Below are 15,858 nucleotides of genomic sequence, written 5' to 3' on the forward strand. Positions count from 1 at the left end.
GCTTCTTGCGCTTGATGGATAAGCGCTGGAGGCCTATTTCATAGTGAAATACCGGTGCGCTCCAGCACGTCGCCCACCAGCTCCAGGCGCAGGAGCGGATTGTCCAGCGCCATCAGCCGCTGCTTCAGATCGAGCGGCACCGGCAGCAGCTCGCACCAGCGGTTGGCCACCCAGCCGCAGTCCTGCAGCTGCAGGGCGGTGGGCGTCGGGGGCTGCGCGGCGTCGGGTTCGCGGCTGCGCAGCGTGGCCAGCACCTGGGCCAGCGCGTGGGCCGTGCGCCGCAGGTCCTCGGGCACCGGCACGTGGGCATCGCCCGGCAACTGCTCCACGTCCGCCACCCACAGCCCGTGCGGCAGGTGGCTGCGGTGGGTGATGCGAAAGCGTTCCGTGCCGTGGCAGCGCAGCACGATCAGCCCCGGCTGCGGGGCGTCCAACTGCTCGATCACGGCCAGCGTGCCCACGTCGTGGAACTGCTCCGGCGGCGCGCCGGCGCGGCGCACCTCGTGCCCCTGGGCCAGCGCCACCACGCCGAACGGCGCGCCCGCGGCCTGGCACTTGCGCACCATGTCGAGGTAGCGCACCTCGAACACGCGCAGTGCCAGCACCCCGCCGGGAAACAGCACGGTGCCCAGCGGGAACAGCGGCAGCGATGTCAGGGTGAGCGGTCGGGGCATGGGGCAGGGGTGGATGCGGCATGGCTATCATCCCACGCAATACGTCGGCCAAGCCCTCCTCCATGCTGTTCCAGATCGTTTCCTTCCTCCTCGACGTCGTCGGCGGCCTGCTCACGGGCGCCTGCCTGCTGCGGCTGTACATGCAATTGCAGCGCGTCTCCTTCGCCAACCCCGTGGGGCGGCTGGTCTTCGCGCTCTCCGACTGGCTGGTGCTGCCGCTGCGCAAGCTGCTGCCCGCCGCCGGGCGGTGGGACCTGCCCAGCCTGGCGGGCGCGCTGCTGGTGCAGCTGGCGCAGTACCTGCTGCTGTGGCTGCTGCTGGGCGGCTTCTCGGCCGGTGCCATGGGCCTGGCCTGGCTGCCATGGATGGCCCTGTTCGGCATGGCGCGCGTGGCCGTCTCGGGAATGATGGGCCTGCTGATCGTCTACGCCGTGCTGTCGTGGGTGCAGACGCGCTCACCCATCAGCGACGTGATCGCGCGGCTGTGCGAGCCGGTGCTGCGCCCCATCCGCCGCGTGCTGCCGCTGCTGGGCGGCATCGACCTGTCGCCGCTGGTGGCGCTGGTGGCGCTGCAGGTGGCGATGATCGTGCTGGGGCACCTGCAGGCCGGGGTGATGCGCTGAGCGGCGTTTCACCATGAAAATGGCCTCCAGCGCTTGACTGGCAAGCGCTGGCAGCTATTTTTTTGATAGTCCGGGTCAGTCTTTCCACACGGCCAGCGCGTCCAGCGCTTCCGCGCCGTTCGGGCCTGCGCGCAGCGGGTTGATCTCCAGCGTGTCCAGCTGCGGGCCCAGGGCCAGCGCGGCCTGCGCGATGGCCACGACGGCACGCGCCACCGCCCGCCGGTCCACGGCGGGCGTGCCGCGGTAGCCGTCCAGCAGGGCACGGCCCTTGAGCCGGCCGAGCATGTCCAGCACGTCGTCCTCCGTGGCGGGCAGCAGGCGCAGTTGCGTGTCCTTCAATATCTCCACCCAGACACCGCCCAGCCCCAGGGCCAGCACGGGGCCCCACAGCGGGTCGGAGCGCACGCCCACCAGCAGCTCCACGCCAGGGGCGCGCATGGGCGAGACCACCACGCCGTCGATGCGTGCGCCGGGGGCCTTGCGGGCCACGGCGGCCAGCATCGCGTCGCAGGCGGCGGCCGCGGCCTCGGGCGTGGCGATGTTCAGCGCCACGCCGCCCACCTCCGTCTTGTGGGCGATGTCCGGCGACGCGATCTTGATGGCCACGGGGCAGCCGCATGCGGCAGCTGCCGTTGCGGCCTCCTGCGCGTTGCGCGCCAGCGCCTGGGGGATGACCGGCACGCCGCAGCGGCCCAGCGCCTGGAGCAGGGCGCGCTCGCCCTCGGGGCGCTCGGCCGGCGCGGCCGGCGGCGGCGCGGCGGCGGCAGCGGGGCGGGCCTGCGTCTCGCGCATGGCGCGCGACCACGCGACGGCGCGTCCGATGGCCGGCACGGCCAGCTCCAGCCCGCAAGGGAAGTAGTTGAGGCCCAGCGCCTCGACCGTGCCGCGCGCGTGGTCCGTGAGCGACTGCGCGGTGTGGCTCAGGATGAGCGCGGGGATGCCGCCGGCGCCTGCGGCCTGCTGGATGGCCTCCAGGCCGGGGCGGCTGTAGCTGCGCTCCTGCTGCTGGGAGATCGGCACGTCGAAGGCCACGCCGAGCAGGTCGAAGCGCGGCTCCTCCAGCAGGATGCGGGTGGTCTCGCCCATCAGCTTGGGGTCGAGGATGATGGCGCCCGTGGTGTCCAGCGGGTTGTGGGGCGTGCCGAAGTCCGGCAGCGCCGCCTGCAGCCGCTTCACGGTGGCGGGGCTGGGCTCGGGCAGGCGGATGCCCACGGACTCCGCGCGGTCGCCGAGGATCTCGCAGATGCCGCCCGAGATCGACGAGAAGCCCACGCCGTCGCCCCGCAGCACGCCCGTGCGGGCGATGAGTTCGGCGGTCACGACCATCTCCTCGATCGAGTCCACGCGCAGGATGTTCAGCGACTGGCAGACGGCGTCGAACACGCGGTCGTCGCCCACCAGCGCGCCGGTGTGGGCCTGCGCGGATTTCGCCGTGGCGGCGCTGCGGCCGATCTTGAGCACCACCACGGGCTTGCCGGCGGCGCGCGCCCGCTCGGCGCCCGCGCGAAAGCTCGCCACGTCCCGCACGGCTTCGATGAAGACCGCGATCGAGCGCGTGTCGGGGTCGTCGGCCATGTGCCCGATCACGCGGCCGACGTCGATCACCGCCTCGTTGCCGGTGGTGACGATGTGCGACAGCCCGATCCCCTGCTTGTGGGCGTACTGGTGGGTGAGCGTGCCCACGGCGCCGCTCTGGGAGATGACGGCCAGGCTGCCCGGCAGGATGGGCAGCGGCGGGGTGATGGTGAACACCGGCGTGCGGCGCACGTAGTTCACGAAGCCCACGCAGTTGGGCCCGATGAGGTGGATGCCGGCCTCCAGCGCCTTGGCGCGCAGCTGCTCCTGCAGCGCCTGGCCGGCGGCGCCGGTCTCGGCATAGCCGGACGCGAGCACGACGGCGTTGCGGATGCCCGCCTCCCGCGCCTCGTCCAGCACGTCTTCCACGGCGGCCTGCGGCACCATCACCAGGGCCAGGTCCACGGCCTCGCCCAGCGCGCGCAGCGAGGTAGCGGCGGGGCGGCCGTAGACGGCGTCGCCCTTGCGGTTCACGGGCAGGATGCGGCCCGTGAAGCCGAAGTCGACCAGGTTCTTGTGCGCGGTGTTGGACCAGGCCGAGCGCTCGGAGGCGCCCACCAGGGCGATGGAGCGGGGGAGAACAGCGAATGCAGCGCGCCGGGAGCGGTGGTAGGGGTCATGGAACGGTCTTGAAGAGGGGCAGCAGGCTGCCGTCGGTTTGCGGGGCGAAGTGCAGGGCCACGCGCGCGCCGATGGGCGGCACGGCCTGCGCGTCGAAATCCAGGGGAGCCAGCAGGCGCACGCCGTCGTCCAGCGCCACGGTCAGTACGGTGTAGGGCGTGCGCTCGCGGTAGGCAGGCGTGGTGGTGTGGTGCACGGTGACGGCCGAATGCACGGCGCCGGCGCCGGCCGAGCGCTGCCAGCGCACGTTCACCGACTGGCAGCACGGGCACATGGGCGAGGGCGGGTGGCGCAGCGCGCCGCAGTCGCCGCAGGCCTGCAGCAGCAGGTGCCCGGCGGCCAGCGCCTCGTGGTAGGGAAGGGCTTCGAGGGTGGTCATGCCGTGTCCTTGCAGAGGATGGCGACGCTGCCGTCGCCCAGGTCGCCATAGCCGCTCACCAGGCCGTGGCGCGCGCCGGGCACCTGGTTGGCGGCCTCGCCGCGCAGCTGGTGCACCATCTCGACGATGTGGTTCATGCCGACCATGTGCGCCTGGGACATGGCGCCGCCATGCGGGTTGACCGGCAGGCGGCCGCCCACCTTGAGCGCCCCGCCGCGCACGAACGGGCCACCTTCGCCCTTGGCGCAAAAGCCCAGGTCTTCCAGCTGGCAGAGCACGATGTAGGTGAAGCAGTCGTAGAGGCAGGCCACGTCGATGTCGCCGCGCCCGATGCCCGCCATGGCGAAGGCGCGGTCCGCGGCCTTGGCGGCGCCCAGGCGCGTGAGATCGGGACGCTGGGTGATGGACAGGGGCGAATCGGGATGGCCTTCGGCCGCGCCCATCAGCCACACGGGCGGGCGGCGTAGGTCGCGCGCCGCATCGGGGGCGCTGACCAGCACGGCGGCGGCGCCGGCGTTGTCGATGCAGCAGTCGAGCAGGCGCAGCGGGTCCGCGACCATGCGCGAGTTCTGGTGGTCGTCGATGGTCATCGGCCGGCGCATCAGCGCGTTGGGCTGGGTGCTGGCGTGGTGGCGCATGGCCACCGCGATCTCCGCGAAGTCGGTGGACCGCGTGCCGTACTCGTGCATGTGGCGGCGGGCCATGGCCGCGTAGAGCTGCGGCGCGGCGAACGCGCCCAGCGGCATCTCGAACTCGGCCACGCCGCGGAAGACCTGCAGCTGCGCGATGCGGGCGGTGGCGTCGCCGCCGCGGCCGTCGCGCCCCGTGGGCAGCAGCACGTGGCGGCAGATGCCGGCCTGGATCACGGCGGCGGCCAGCTGCAGCGCGGCCACCGGGCTGGCGCCGCCCATGGGCACCATGGCGGAAAAGCGCAGGTCGCGGATGCCGAAGGCCTGCACGAAGTCCTCGGCCAGCGCCGAGCCGTTGGACATGGCGATGACGCCGTCGATCTCGGCCGGCGCCACCCCGGCATCGCGCGCCGCCGCCAGGCCCGCCTGCAGCTGCAGCGACAGCGTGGAGAACTCGCTCACGCCGCGCTGGTAGCCCAGCTCGGCCGCGCCCGTGAGCGCGGCGCAGTGGTTCAGGCTGCGCGTCATTCGAGCGAGATACCGCTTTGCTGGACCACGCGGCGCCAGTTCACCAGGTCGGAGAGGATGCGCTCCTGGAAATTCTCGGGTGCGCCCGAGGCCGGCGCCAGCCCCATGTCGAGGATGCGCTGGCGTGTCTCGGGCTGGCGCACCACCTTCTCGATGGCGGTGCGGATCTTGTCGGCCAGCGCGGGCGGCATGCCCGCGGGCGCGAAAGCGCCGTACCAGCCCACCACCTCCAGGCCGGGGAAGCCCAGCTCGGTGAACGTGGGCACGTCGGGCAGCAGGGGCGAGCGTTTGGTGCCCACCACGGCATGCGCGCGCATCTTGCCGGCCTTGATGTAGGGCAGCGAGGTGGCCAGGTCGACGAACGACAGCCCCAGCTGGCGGCCCAGCATGTCCTGCAGCAGCGGCGCCGCGCCCTTGTAGGCGATGGCCTCGCCCTGGATGCCGTTGCGCTTGTTGAACAGCTCGGCGTAGATGTGCGAGGTGGTGCCCGTGCCGTAGGTGCCGTAGGAATACTTGCCCGGCGCGGTCGAGGCCAGCTCCACGTAGCGCTTGACGCTTGTGATCTCGGGGTCCGTCGTCACCAGCAGCGACGGCGCATCCGCGACGCGGGTCAGCGGGGTGAAGTCCTTGAGCGCGTCGTAGGGCAGCTTCACGCCCAGCGACGGGGCCTGCACCAGGTAGGTGATGGTCAGCAGCAGCGTGTAGCCGTCCGGCGCGGACTTGGCCACCTGGTTGTTGCCGATGATGCCGGAGGCGCCGGCCTTGTTCTCGACGATGACCTGCTGCTTCCATTCATGGGTCAGCCCGTCGGCCAGGATGCGGGCCAGGATGTCGCCCGCGCCGCCGGCGGGAAAGGGCATCACCAGCTTGACCACCTTGTTGGGAAAAGCCGCCACTTCGGGCGGAACGGGGGCCTTCTGGCCGTAGGCGGGTGCACTGGCGAGCAGCGCCGCGGCGGCGGCCCAGCCGAGCCAATGGCGGCGCGGGGTGCGGTGGGTCATGAGGGTGTCTCCTTTTTTCGGTCGGTGGAAGGGGTCAGGCGAAATGCCAGCGCGGCGTGCCGTCGTGCTGCAGGGCCACGGTGCCCTGCAGGCCCACGGGCGATGCCTGGGGGCTGGTCAGCAGGCCGATCGCCTGCGTGTCCGATGCGGGCACGCAGGCGAGCACGCGCGTGGATTGCGGTGTGCGGGCGATCACCACGCCGTGCCGGGGGCTGCCGTCGCGCTCGAACAGCGTCGTGTGCGTCTCCAACTGCGCCGGGCCGCTGTAGCGCAGGTCCAGCGCCGGCGCCGGGCCGCGCGCCGCGTTGGCCGCCGCCTGCACGCTGTAGTGCTCGTCGAGCGGGCGGGGCGCAGGCCGGGAGGACACCACCAGCGCATGGTGGCTGGTCGCGTAGCCGCCCTGGCCATACAGCAGCCCCATGGGGGCGCCGGGCTGCCGCAGCCGGCGCATCACCGCCGCGGTGGCATGCGTCATGTAGTTGCTCAGCGGCGCACCGAAAAAGCTCAGCCCGCCCGTGCAGCTCAGGGGGGCGTGCGCCGGCAGGCCCAGCGCGCGGCGCGCGAGCTTGGGCACGACGGGAAAGCAGCTGTAGAGCTCGATGCAGCAGTCCTGCAGCGGGTCGGCAAGCCATTGCCGGGCGGCGCCGAGCACGGCGGTCTGGGCGGGCACGCTGCGGTAGTCCGCCCGGTCCAGGTAGTCCTCCGGCTCGCTGGCCGCCGCGCCACCCCACAGGTGCAGCCATTGGCGCTCGGGCACCTGCAGCTGCTGCGCCAGCGCCGCGTCCATGAGCACCACGGCCGCGCCCTGGTTGACCTGCGGGTTGGCGATGACGCGCACCGTGTACGGCCATGCGATGAGCCGGTTGGCGGGCGTGATGGCGGTGATGTCTTCGGGCGCGAGGGCCTGGCGCGACCAGGCCGAGGCGTTGGCCTGGGCCGCCTGCGAAAAGCCGGACCAGATGCGGCCGCTGTCTTCCAGGGCCTCGGCGGGCGTCTGCCCCCAGGCGGCCAGCGTGGCGTTCTCGTAGAACGGGTAGACGCTGGCGGGGCTGGCCACGCCCAACTGCACGGCCAGCGGACGCAGCCAGTCGGTGCCGCGCTTGAGGTGTGCCTGCGGGTTGCGGGGCGACCACGGCAGCGCCTGCCCCGCCTTGCGGGCTGCCTGGACGAAATATTCCGACTCCGCACCCACGACCACCGCCACGCGGGACTCGCCGCGCTGGATGCGCAGCGCGGCCTCGTGGATGAAGCGGACAGGCGATTCGCCGCCCACCTCGCCGTACGCCTGCCGCGCCGGCGCGATGCCCAGGCGCGACGCGAGCTGGCCGGGTGCGTCCGGGTAGGGCCAGGAGTATTCGGAGACCACGTCGAGCGAATCGACCAGCGCGAGGGCGCCGGGCGCGCCCGCGTCCTCGAAGGCGCGCCGCACGGCAGCCTCCATCAGCGCCAGGGGTTCCCGGGCCTGCGACAGGTCGGCGGTCTTGAGGGTGATTTCGCCCTGGCCGACGAGGACGGGGCGGTGGTTGAGCGGCGATGGCATGGCCGGCAGTATCTGGAGATCGCGCCGACGCCGCATCGTCCGTTACGACGAATTGCGCGTCGCCAGGCAGTGCAGGCAGGGTTAACGCGGAGGGTGGTGCGGGGCGGAATCGTCGCATCGGACGATGTGCGGCGCCCATGCGCCTGTCCACAATGCGCCAGCCTCAATTCACATCCAGGAGACAACGCAGATGTCACGCAACGCCCTTTCATCCTTGCGCACCATGACCGCCGCCCTGGCGCTGGCGGGCCTGGCCCACCATGCCGCGGCACAGGGCATTTCCGACGGAGAGGTGCGCATCGGCGTGCTGACGGACCTGTCGGGCGTGTATTCGGACGCGAGCGGGCGCGGCTCGGTACTGGCCGCGCAGATGGCCATCGACGACTTCGTCGCGCAGCACAAGCCCGCTTTCAAGGTCAAGCTGCTTTCGGCGGACATGCAGCTCAAGCCGGACATCGGCGCCTCCATCGCGCGCACCTGGTTCGACCGCGAGGGCGTGGACATGGTGACCGACATCCCCTCGTCGGCCGTGACGCTGGCCGTGATGAACCTGGCCGTGGAGAAGAACAAGGTGGTGATCCCGGTCGGCCCTGCGTCGCTGCGCATCACCAACGACGACTGCAACGCCACGACGATGCACTGGGCCTACGACGAGTATTCGCAGGGCCAGGGCACGGCGCGCGCGATCACCGAGTCGGGCAAGAAGAGCTGGTTCTTCATCGAGGCCGACTACGCCGGCGGCAAGGCGCTGCGCGCGGGCTTCGAGGAAGCCATCAAGGCCGCCGGCGGCACGGTGGTGGGCAGTGCCAGGCACGCGCTGGGCGCGGGCGACTTCTCGTCGCAGATCGTGCAGGCGCAAGCCTCCAAGGCCGACGTGATCGGCATGGCCAACGCGGCGGGCGATTCGGCCAACCTGCTCAAGCAGTCGGCCGAGTTCGGCGTGACGCCCAGGCAGGTGATCGCCGCGTCGCTCACCCACATCACCGACGTGCACGCGCTGGGCCTGAAGGCCGCCAAGGGCCTGTTCCTGACCGACGGCTTCTACTGGGACCGCAACGACGCCAGCCGCGCGTGGTCGCAGCGCTTCTTCGAGCAGCGCAAGAAGATGCCGACGATGGTGCAGGCGGGCACGTATTCCGCCGTGCTGCATTACCTCAAGGGCGTGCAGGCCGCGGGCACCGACGAGGCCAAGGCCACCGTGGCGGCGATGAAGAAGCTGCCCGTGAACGACGTGTTCGCCGAGAACGGCCGCGTGCGCGAAGACGGGCGCATGGTGCACGACATGTACCTGTTCGAGGTCAAGGCGCCCGAGGAGTCGAAGAAGCCCTGGGACTACTACAAGCTCAAGGCCGTGATTCCCGCGGAAAAGGCCTTCCGTCCCATCGAGCAGAGCACCTGCAAGCTGGTGAAGAAACAGGGGTAGAAACCGGGTAGATTCGCCCGTGCCATGACACCGGCCCACATCCCCCGCCTCACCACCAAACTCACGCCCCCGGCCGCTGCGCCCCATCAGCTGACCCGCCACCCGGCGGGGCTGGACGCCCCCACCGCCGCGCGCGTGGTACTGGTGCGCGCACCGGCGGGCTTCGGCAAGAGCACGGCGATGATGCAGTGCCATCGTGCGCTGGAGGCACGCGGCCAGACCGTCGCCTGGCTCACGCTGGACGCGCTGGACAACGACCTCTCGCGCTTCCTGCACTACCTGGGCGAGATGATGGTGCAGGCCGGCATCGCCAGCGCGCCGCCGCGCAGCCCCGTGGAGGCGGTGGACGCCATCGCCGCGCATCCGAGCGCCTTCACCTTCTTCATGGACGAGCTGGACACGCTGCGCGACGCGGGCGTGCTCGGCCTGCTGCGCGAGCTGATCGAGCGCCTGCCGCGCGGCGGCCAGCTCGTGGTGGGCTGCCGCGGCTGGCCCGACCTGGGGCTGGGCCGCCTGCGCGCGCGCGGGCAGCTCGTCGAGGTGGGCCCGGCGCAACTGCGTTTCAGCCTGGAGGAGACGCGCGCTTTCCTGCGCAACCGCGACGCCCAACTGCCCGAGCATGCGCTGGTCACCCTGCACAACCGTTGCGAGGGCTGGGCCACGGGCCTGTGGCTGGCATCGCTCGCATTGCAGCGCCGCCGCGACACGGTGGCGCTGGCCGAGAGCTTCTCCGGCTCCGACCAGGCGCTGGCCGAATACCTGGCCGAGGACGTGCTGGCCCACGAGCCGCCCGAGGTGCGCGAATTCCTGCTGCGCACCAGCGTGCTCAAGCAGCTCACCGCCCCGGTCTGCGCCGCGCTGTGCCCGCAGACCGACTGCGCAGCCATGCTGGAGCACCTGGCCACGCACGGCGTGTTCCTCACGCGCATCGGCGATGCGCCGCCCACCTGGCGCTACCACAGCCTGTTCGCCTCGTTCCTGCACGCGCGGCTGGCGCAGCAGCCGGGGGCGCAGGTGCGCGAGCTGCACGCTGCCGCTTCGCATGCCTACGAGGCCGAGGGCCGCCCCGTGCCCGCCATCGACCACGCCATCCTCGCGCAGGACCATGCGCGCGCCATCGCGCTGCTGGCCGCGCATGCCGAAGCGTTCGTGGAGCAGGGGCGGCTGCGCCTGCTCGACCGCTGGTTCCAGGCCGTCAGCCCGGCCGCGCTGCAGGGGCACGAGCGGCTCACGCACCTGGCGCTGTGGGCCGCCTGCTTCACGCGCGGCCCCATCGAGACGCTGGCGCAGATGGGCTGTGGCGACGCGCGCCCCGCCGAGGGCGAGGCAGCGCACTACCTCGCGCTGCGCGCCATGCTGCTGGCGCTGCAGGACCGCTATGCCGACGCCTACGCCGTCGGCCAGCAGGCGCTGGCGGCGCTGCCCTCGGAACTGCCGTTCGCCGACAGCGCGCTGCTGAACCTGATGGCCAACATCTCCTCGGTGCTGGGTCATACCGACGAATCGCGCCGGCTGCTGGGCGTGGCGCGCTCGCGCTTCGGCGGCAGCACGTTCAACCGCATGTACGCCGAGTCGCTGGAGGGCATGTTCGACCTGTTCGAAGGCCGCATGCGCCAGGCCACGGCGCGCTTTCGCATCGCCGTGGAATCCACGCACCAGGCCACGTTCAACCAGAGCCACGGCAACGCCTGGGCGGGCGTGCTCTACGCCTACGCGATGTACGAGGCCAACCGGCTGGAGAAGGCCGACCACCTGCTCAACATCTACCTGCCGATGGCGCGCGACGTGGGCCTGCCCGACCACATGATCCTGGGCCATGCGCTGCGCACGCGCCTGGCCTTCGCGGCGGGCGACGTGGACAGCGCCTTGCACACGCTGACCGAACTGGAGCACCTGGGCCACCTGCGCCACCTGCCGCGTGTGGTGGCCGCCGCGCACCTGGAGCGAGCGCGCATCTTCATGCAGCAGGGCAACAGCCGCGCCGCACAGGACGAGCTGCGCCGTGCCAGTGCTATCCCCCTGCGACAGCGGCGCGCAGGACGGCTACCGGCTGCTGGCGCAGGATCTGGAATATCTCGCGCTCGCGCAGCTGCGTTGGGACGCCTGCTTCGGCGACGCGCTGGCCGCCGCAGGCGATGCCGCCGCCCAGGCCACCGCCGCCGAGCGCGCGGGCCGCTACCGCCGTGCGCTCAAGCTGCGGCTGATCCATGCGCTGGCCGAACACCGCGCGGGGCGGCCCGCCACGGCGCTGCTGGAGCCGCTGCTGCAGACCGCGTGCCGCGAAGGCTTCGTGCGCCTGGTGCTGGACGAGGCACCATGGATCACGCCGCTGCTGGCCGCCTACCTCGCGGCCATGCAGGGCGGGGAGGGCGACCCGATCTATGCCGAGTACCTGCGCCAGCTGCAGGCATCCGCGCACATCGCGCTGGACGCCGACCCTGCGCAGGACATGCCCGCGCCGCCCGCCGAGCCGCTCACGCGCAAGGAACTGCACGTGCTGCAGCTGCTGGCCGAGGGGTACTCCAACAGCGCCATTGCCGAGAAGATGGTGGTGGCGGACACGACGGTGCGCACCCACCTGAGGCACATCAACGCCAAGCTGGGCGCCGGCAGCCGCACGCAGGCGGTGGCGCTGGCCAGGCGGCTGCGGCTGATTCCGTGACTATTAAAAAGTGAGCTGATTGCGCTTGCCAGCATTAGGTTCAATATAGAAAACTAACTGAAATCCTTTGTGGGAAAGCGCAGGCAGCTATCAAATTGTCACATCGCCCGCGCGATCACTTCCTTCATGATCTCGCTCGTCCCCCCGTAGATGCGCTGAATCCGCGCATCCAGGTACATGCGCCCGATCAGGTACTCGTTCATGTAGCCATACCCGCCGAAGAGCTGCACGCACTCGTCCACTACGCGCCCCAGCGCCTCCGAAGCCCAGAGCTTCGCCATCGACGCGGTTGTCGCATCCAGCGTGCCCTCCAACTGCCGTTCCACGCAGCGGTCGATGAAGGCGCGCCCCACCTGGATCTGCGTGGCGATGCCCGCGAGCTGGAAGCGCGTGTTCTGGAACTCCGCGACCGGCTTGCCGAACGCCTGCCGCTCGCGCACGTATTGCAGCGTGCTGTCGTACGCACCTTCCATCATCGCCAGCGAATTCACGCCGATCAGCAGCCGCTCGTACGACAGGTCGGACATGAGCTGCGCGAAGCCCCGGCCCTCCGTGCCGCCCAGCAGGTTGGCGGCGGGCACGCGCACGTCGTCGAAGAACAGCTCGGCCGTGTCCTGCGCCTTCATGCCGATCTTGTCCAGCAGGCGGCCCACGCGGTAGCCGGGCAGGCTGTCGGTTTCCACCGCGATGATGGAGATGCCCTTGGCGCCCGCGCCGGGATCGGTGCGTGCCACCACCAGCACCAGCCCGGCCAGGAAGCCGTTGCTGATGAAGGTCTTGGTGCCGTTCAGCACGTAGTCGCCGCTGTCCCGCACCGCGCGCAGGCGCACGCCCTGCAGGTCGGAGCCCGCGCCGGGCTCGGTCATGGCGATGGCGCCCACCATCTCGCCGCGCGCCATGCGCGGCAGCCACTTCGCCTTCTGCTGCGGCGTTCCATGGTTGAGCAGATAGTGGGCCACGATGCTGTGCACGGCCACGTTCATGCCGGTGAGCGAGCGGCGGTACAGCTCCTCGCCGATCACCGCCTCGTGGCGGAAGTCACCGCCCGCGCCGCCGAATTCCTCGGGAATGTCGGCGCACAGCAGGCCCAGCTCGCCCGCCCGGCGCCACAGCGCCTGGCCCACGTGGCCCTGCTCGCGCGCCTGCGCGTCGCCGGGCTGCATCTCGTCCTCGATGAAGCGCGCCACGGTCTGGCGGAACAAGGCGAGGTCGCCGTCTTCCCAACTGCGTTTGAAATCGATCACGAAACCGTCTCCTGGGTGGGGTGTTGTGTCCAGCGCGCGAGCAGCGCGTCGGCATCCGCCGGCTGCGGCGCGGGCGGCACGCGCAGCGCGTGGCGGCCGAAGCGCGGCGCGGGCGCGGGCTGCACCATGCCGTTGGCTTCCACGTAGGTGCCGCGCGCCGCATTGTGCGGATGCACGGGTGCCTCGTCCCAGTCCAGCACGGGGGCCACGCAGGCGTCGCTGCCCTCGAGCAGCGCGCACCATTGCTCCTGCGTGCGGGTGAGGAACAGGTCGGCCAGCTTCACCTTCAGCGAGGGCCACCAGCGCGCGTCCGTCTGGTGGTCGAAGTCGGGGTTGTCCGCCAGGCCGCAGCGGCTGCGCAGTTCGGCGTAGAACTGCGGCTCGATGGCGCCCACGGCCAGGTACTTGCCGTCGGCGCAGGCATACACGTCGTAGAAGTGCGCGCCGCCGTCCAGCAGGTTCTCTCCGCGCTCGCTGCTCCACTGGCCCGCGGCCTTGAAGCCGTAGAACATGGCCGAGAGCAGGGCGGCGCCGTCGGTCATGGCCGCATCCACCACCTGGCCCTGGCCGGTGCGGCGCGCCTCCCACAGCGCGCTCAGGATGCCCACGGCCAGCAGCATCGCGCCGCCGCCGAAGTCGCCCACGTAGTTGAGCGGCACCGTGGGCCGCTGGCCCGCCTGCCCGATGGCGTGCAGCGCGCCGCTGATGGCGATGTAGTTGATGTCGTGCCCCGCCGCGTGCGCCAGCGGCCCGCTCTGGCCCCAGCCGGTCATGCGGCCGTAGACGAGCGCGGGATTGCGCGCCAGGCACACGTCGGGCCCCAGGCCCAGGCGCTCCATCACGCCGGGGCGAAAGCCTTCGATGAGCACGTCGGCGCGCTCGATGAAGGCCAGCGCCCGTTCGCGCTCGTGCGGCTCGCGCAGGTTCAGCGGCAGCACCTGGCGCCCGCGCGCCAGCACGTCGTGGGGCGAGGCCTCCTTGCCCTCGCGGCCGATGCGCAGCACCTCGGCGCCCAGGTCGGCCAGCACCATCGCGCAGAAGGGGCCGGGGCCGATGCCCTCCATCTCGACGACCTTCAATCCGTGCAGCGGCCCTAGCATGGTGTGTTTCCGTAGTTGTCCATGCGGGCCAGTATCGGGATGGCCCAGGCGGGCTGCAATCGTCCGATCCGACGAACGTGACAAATAGCCCCCACGCTCCGCCGCTGCGCGGGTCGCTGCCCCCCGAGGGGGCCGCTTTTCATCTTGGGGCAGCCCGGCGATGAAAAAAATCGTCGCTCCCGACGATTGGCGCTTCCTCGCGGGCGCTGCATCATCCCCGCACATCTACCGGAGACAAGACCCGTGAACAACGCAGCCCCCACCTACGCCATGGACGCGCCCCTGCTGCTCAAGAACCTGCTGCTCGGCGCGGCGCGCCACCACCGGCGCGGCGAGATCGTCTCGGTCATCGACGGCCGCACCGTGCGCCACACCTATGCCGACTGCGAGCTGCGCGCGCGCAAGCTGGGCCAGGCGCTGCTGGCGCTGGGCGTGCAGCAGGGCGACCGCGTGGCGACGCTGGCGTGGAACGACCACCGGCACTATGAGCTGTACTTCGGCGTCACCGGCGTGGGCGCGGTCTGCCACACGGTGAATCCGCGCCTGTTCCTGGAGCAGATCGTCTACATCGTCAACGACGCGCAGGACGTGGCGCTGTGCTACGCGCAGGACTTCGCCGAGCTGGTCGAGAAGATCAAGCCCCAGTGCCCCGGCGTGCGCCACTGGATCCCCATCGACGCCCCCGCATCGCAGCCCGGCAGCTACGAGGCGCTGCTGGCCGCGCAGGACGGCAGCATGGCCTGGCCCGACTTCGACGAGCGCGCCAACGCCTTCCTGTGCTACACGTCCGGCACCACGGGCCAGCCCAAGGGCGTGATGTACACGCACCGCGGCACGGTGCTGCACGCCTACGCGGTGGCGCTGCCCGATTCGCAGAACGTCTCGGCCTGCAGCGTGCTGATGCCTGCAGTGCCCATGTTCCATGCGAATGCGTGGGAGTCGCCTTTTTCCGCCACGCTCACCGGCGCCAAGCTGGTGCTGCCGGGGCCGAAGCTCGACGGCGCGTCGCTGCACCAGCTCATCGAGGCCGAGGGCGTCACCATGTCCATCGGCGTGCCCACGGTCTGGTTCAACGTACTGTCGTACCTGCAGCAGAACGGCCTGCGTTTCCGCACGCTGCAGCGCCTGCTGCTGGGAGGCTCGTCCACGCCGCTGTCGATGATCGAGGCCTATGCCGCCATGGGCGTGCAGGTCACGCAGGGCTGGGGCATGACCGAGACGGCGGCCATGACCTCCACCACCCAGCCGCTGGCGCACCACCAGGGCGTGCCGCTGGCCGAGCTGCAGCGCACCATCTACCAGACGGCGGGCCGCGTGGTGGCGGGCGGCGACCTGCGCACCGTCGATGGGCAAGGCCGCGAGATCCCCTGGGGCAGCGGCCAGCCGGGCGATCTGCAGGTGAAGGCGCCCTGGGTCATCCGGCGCTACTACGGCGCCAGCGCGGATGCGGTGACAGAGGACGGCTGGCTGCCCACGGGCGACGTGGCGCTCATCGACGCCGACGGCTTCATGCGCCTGACCGACCGCAGCAAGGACTTGATCAAGTCCGGCGGCGAATGGATTTCCTCCGTCGATCTGGAGAACCTGGCGATGGCCGTGCCCGGCGTGGAGCTGGCGGCCTGCATCGCCGCCCAGCACGACCAGTGGGGCGAGCGGCCCGTGCTGGTCGTGCAGCCGCGCGAGGGCGCCGCGCTGACGCAGCAACAGGTGCTGGCCGGCCTCGAAGGCCAGATCGCCAAGTGGTGGATGCCCGATGCCGTGGTGTTCGTCGAGAAGATCCCGCTCACCGCCACCGGCAAGCTCTCCAAGCTGGAGCTGCGCAAGCGCTTCGGCACCCATCTGCTCACAAGCAAGTAGGC

Annotated in this window: 12 protein-coding genes and 1 pseudogene; 5 read left to right on the plus strand and 8 right to left on the minus strand. The window is 71.2% G+C overall.

What is annotated here, in order from left to right; genetic code table 11:
- Positions 1-38 precede the first annotated feature (38 nt).
- Positions 39-674 carry an LON peptidase substrate-binding domain-containing protein gene (locus AAG689_RS03685; RefSeq protein WP_406624807.1) on the minus strand — a complete coding sequence of 212 codons (636 nt, stop codon included), beginning with the start codon at positions 672-674 and terminating at the stop codon, positions 39-41.
- Between the two features lie 62 nt (positions 675-736).
- On the opposite strand from AAG689_RS03685, the gene AAG689_RS03690 reads away from it, so the two are divergent.
- A complete protein-coding gene (locus AAG689_RS03690) occupies positions 737-1,297 on the plus strand; it encodes a YggT family protein (RefSeq protein ID WP_020229848.1) in 561 nt (186 codons plus the stop codon).
- Positions 1,298-1,372: 75 nt separating this feature from the next.
- Here AAG689_RS03690 and AAG689_RS03695 read toward each other — a convergent pair whose 3' ends face one another.
- Genes AAG689_RS03695 through AAG689_RS03715 form a run of 5 tightly spaced genes read right to left on the minus strand, consistent with a single transcriptional unit; the run spans position 1,373 to position 7,570 of the window.
- The gene (locus AAG689_RS03695) at positions 1,373-3,592 is read right to left on the minus strand and encodes an acetate--CoA ligase family protein (RefSeq protein ID WP_406626280.1); all 2,220 of its coding nucleotides are present in this window, start codon (positions 3,590-3,592) and stop codon (positions 1,373-1,375) included.
- A complete protein-coding gene (locus AAG689_RS03700; protein ID WP_406624808.1) occupies positions 3,489-3,872 on the minus strand; it encodes a Zn-ribbon domain-containing OB-fold protein in 384 nt (127 codons plus the stop codon). Before AAG689_RS03700 ends, AAG689_RS03695 begins: the two co-directional genes overlap by 104 nt.
- A complete protein-coding gene (locus tag AAG689_RS03705; RefSeq protein ID WP_406624809.1) occupies positions 3,869-5,029 on the minus strand; it encodes a thiolase C-terminal domain-containing protein in 1,161 nt (386 codons plus the stop codon). Before AAG689_RS03705 ends, AAG689_RS03700 begins: the two co-directional genes overlap by 4 nt.
- Positions 5,026-6,030, minus strand: coding sequence for a Bug family tripartite tricarboxylate transporter substrate binding protein (locus tag AAG689_RS03710; protein ID WP_406624810.1), 1,005 nt, complete (start codon positions 6,028-6,030; stop codon positions 5,026-5,028). Before AAG689_RS03710 ends, AAG689_RS03705 begins: the two co-directional genes overlap by 4 nt.
- Positions 6,031-6,064: 34 nt before the next feature.
- Complete coding sequence (locus tag AAG689_RS03715; RefSeq protein WP_406624811.1) at positions 6,065-7,570, minus strand: hypothetical protein; 1,506 nt, start codon at positions 7,568-7,570, stop codon at positions 6,065-6,067.
- A gap of 190 nt (positions 7,571-7,760) precedes the next feature.
- On the opposite strand from AAG689_RS03715, the gene AAG689_RS03720 reads away from it, so the two are divergent.
- The 3 genes and pseudogenes from AAG689_RS03720 to AAG689_RS03730 all read left to right on the plus strand — a co-directional run bounded on the left by AAG689_RS03720 (position 7,761) and on the right by AAG689_RS03730 (position 11,655).
- The gene (locus tag AAG689_RS03720) at positions 7,761-8,993 is read left to right on the plus strand and encodes an ABC transporter substrate-binding protein (protein ID WP_406624812.1); all 1,233 of its coding nucleotides are present in this window, start codon (positions 7,761-7,763) and stop codon (positions 8,991-8,993) included.
- Between the two features lie 1,353 nt (positions 8,994-10,346).
- A pseudogene (locus AAG689_RS03725) lies at positions 10,347-10,865 on the plus strand (helix-turn-helix transcriptional regulator); the annotation flags it as partial.
- Between the two features lie 136 nt (positions 10,866-11,001).
- Complete coding sequence (locus AAG689_RS03730) at positions 11,002-11,655, plus strand: LuxR C-terminal-related transcriptional regulator (RefSeq protein WP_406626281.1); 654 nt, start codon at positions 11,002-11,004, stop codon at positions 11,653-11,655.
- 98 nt (positions 11,656-11,753) lie between these two features.
- Here AAG689_RS03730 and AAG689_RS03735 read toward each other — a convergent pair whose 3' ends face one another.
- Both AAG689_RS03735 and AAG689_RS03740 read right to left on the minus strand, forming a co-directional pair.
- On the minus strand, positions 11,754-12,899 hold the full coding sequence (locus tag AAG689_RS03735) for an acyl-CoA dehydrogenase family protein (protein WP_406624813.1): 1,146 nt from the start codon (positions 12,897-12,899) through the stop codon (positions 11,754-11,756).
- A complete protein-coding gene (locus tag AAG689_RS03740) occupies positions 12,896-13,999 on the minus strand; it encodes a CaiB/BaiF CoA transferase family protein (RefSeq protein WP_406624814.1) in 1,104 nt (367 codons plus the stop codon). Before AAG689_RS03740 ends, AAG689_RS03735 begins: the two co-directional genes overlap by 4 nt.
- Positions 14,000-14,269: 270 nt before the next feature.
- On the opposite strand from AAG689_RS03740, the gene AAG689_RS03745 reads away from it, so the two are divergent.
- Positions 14,270-15,856, plus strand: coding sequence for a long-chain-fatty-acid--CoA ligase (locus tag AAG689_RS03745; RefSeq protein WP_406626282.1), 1,587 nt, complete (start codon positions 14,270-14,272; stop codon positions 15,854-15,856).
- Positions 15,857-15,858: the final 2 nt, after the last annotated feature.

It is taken from the genome of Acidovorax sp. SDU_ACID1 (assembly GCF_045291395.1).
In the GTDB taxonomy this organism is placed as follows: Bacteria; Pseudomonadota; Gammaproteobacteria; order Burkholderiales; family Burkholderiaceae_C; genus MR-S7.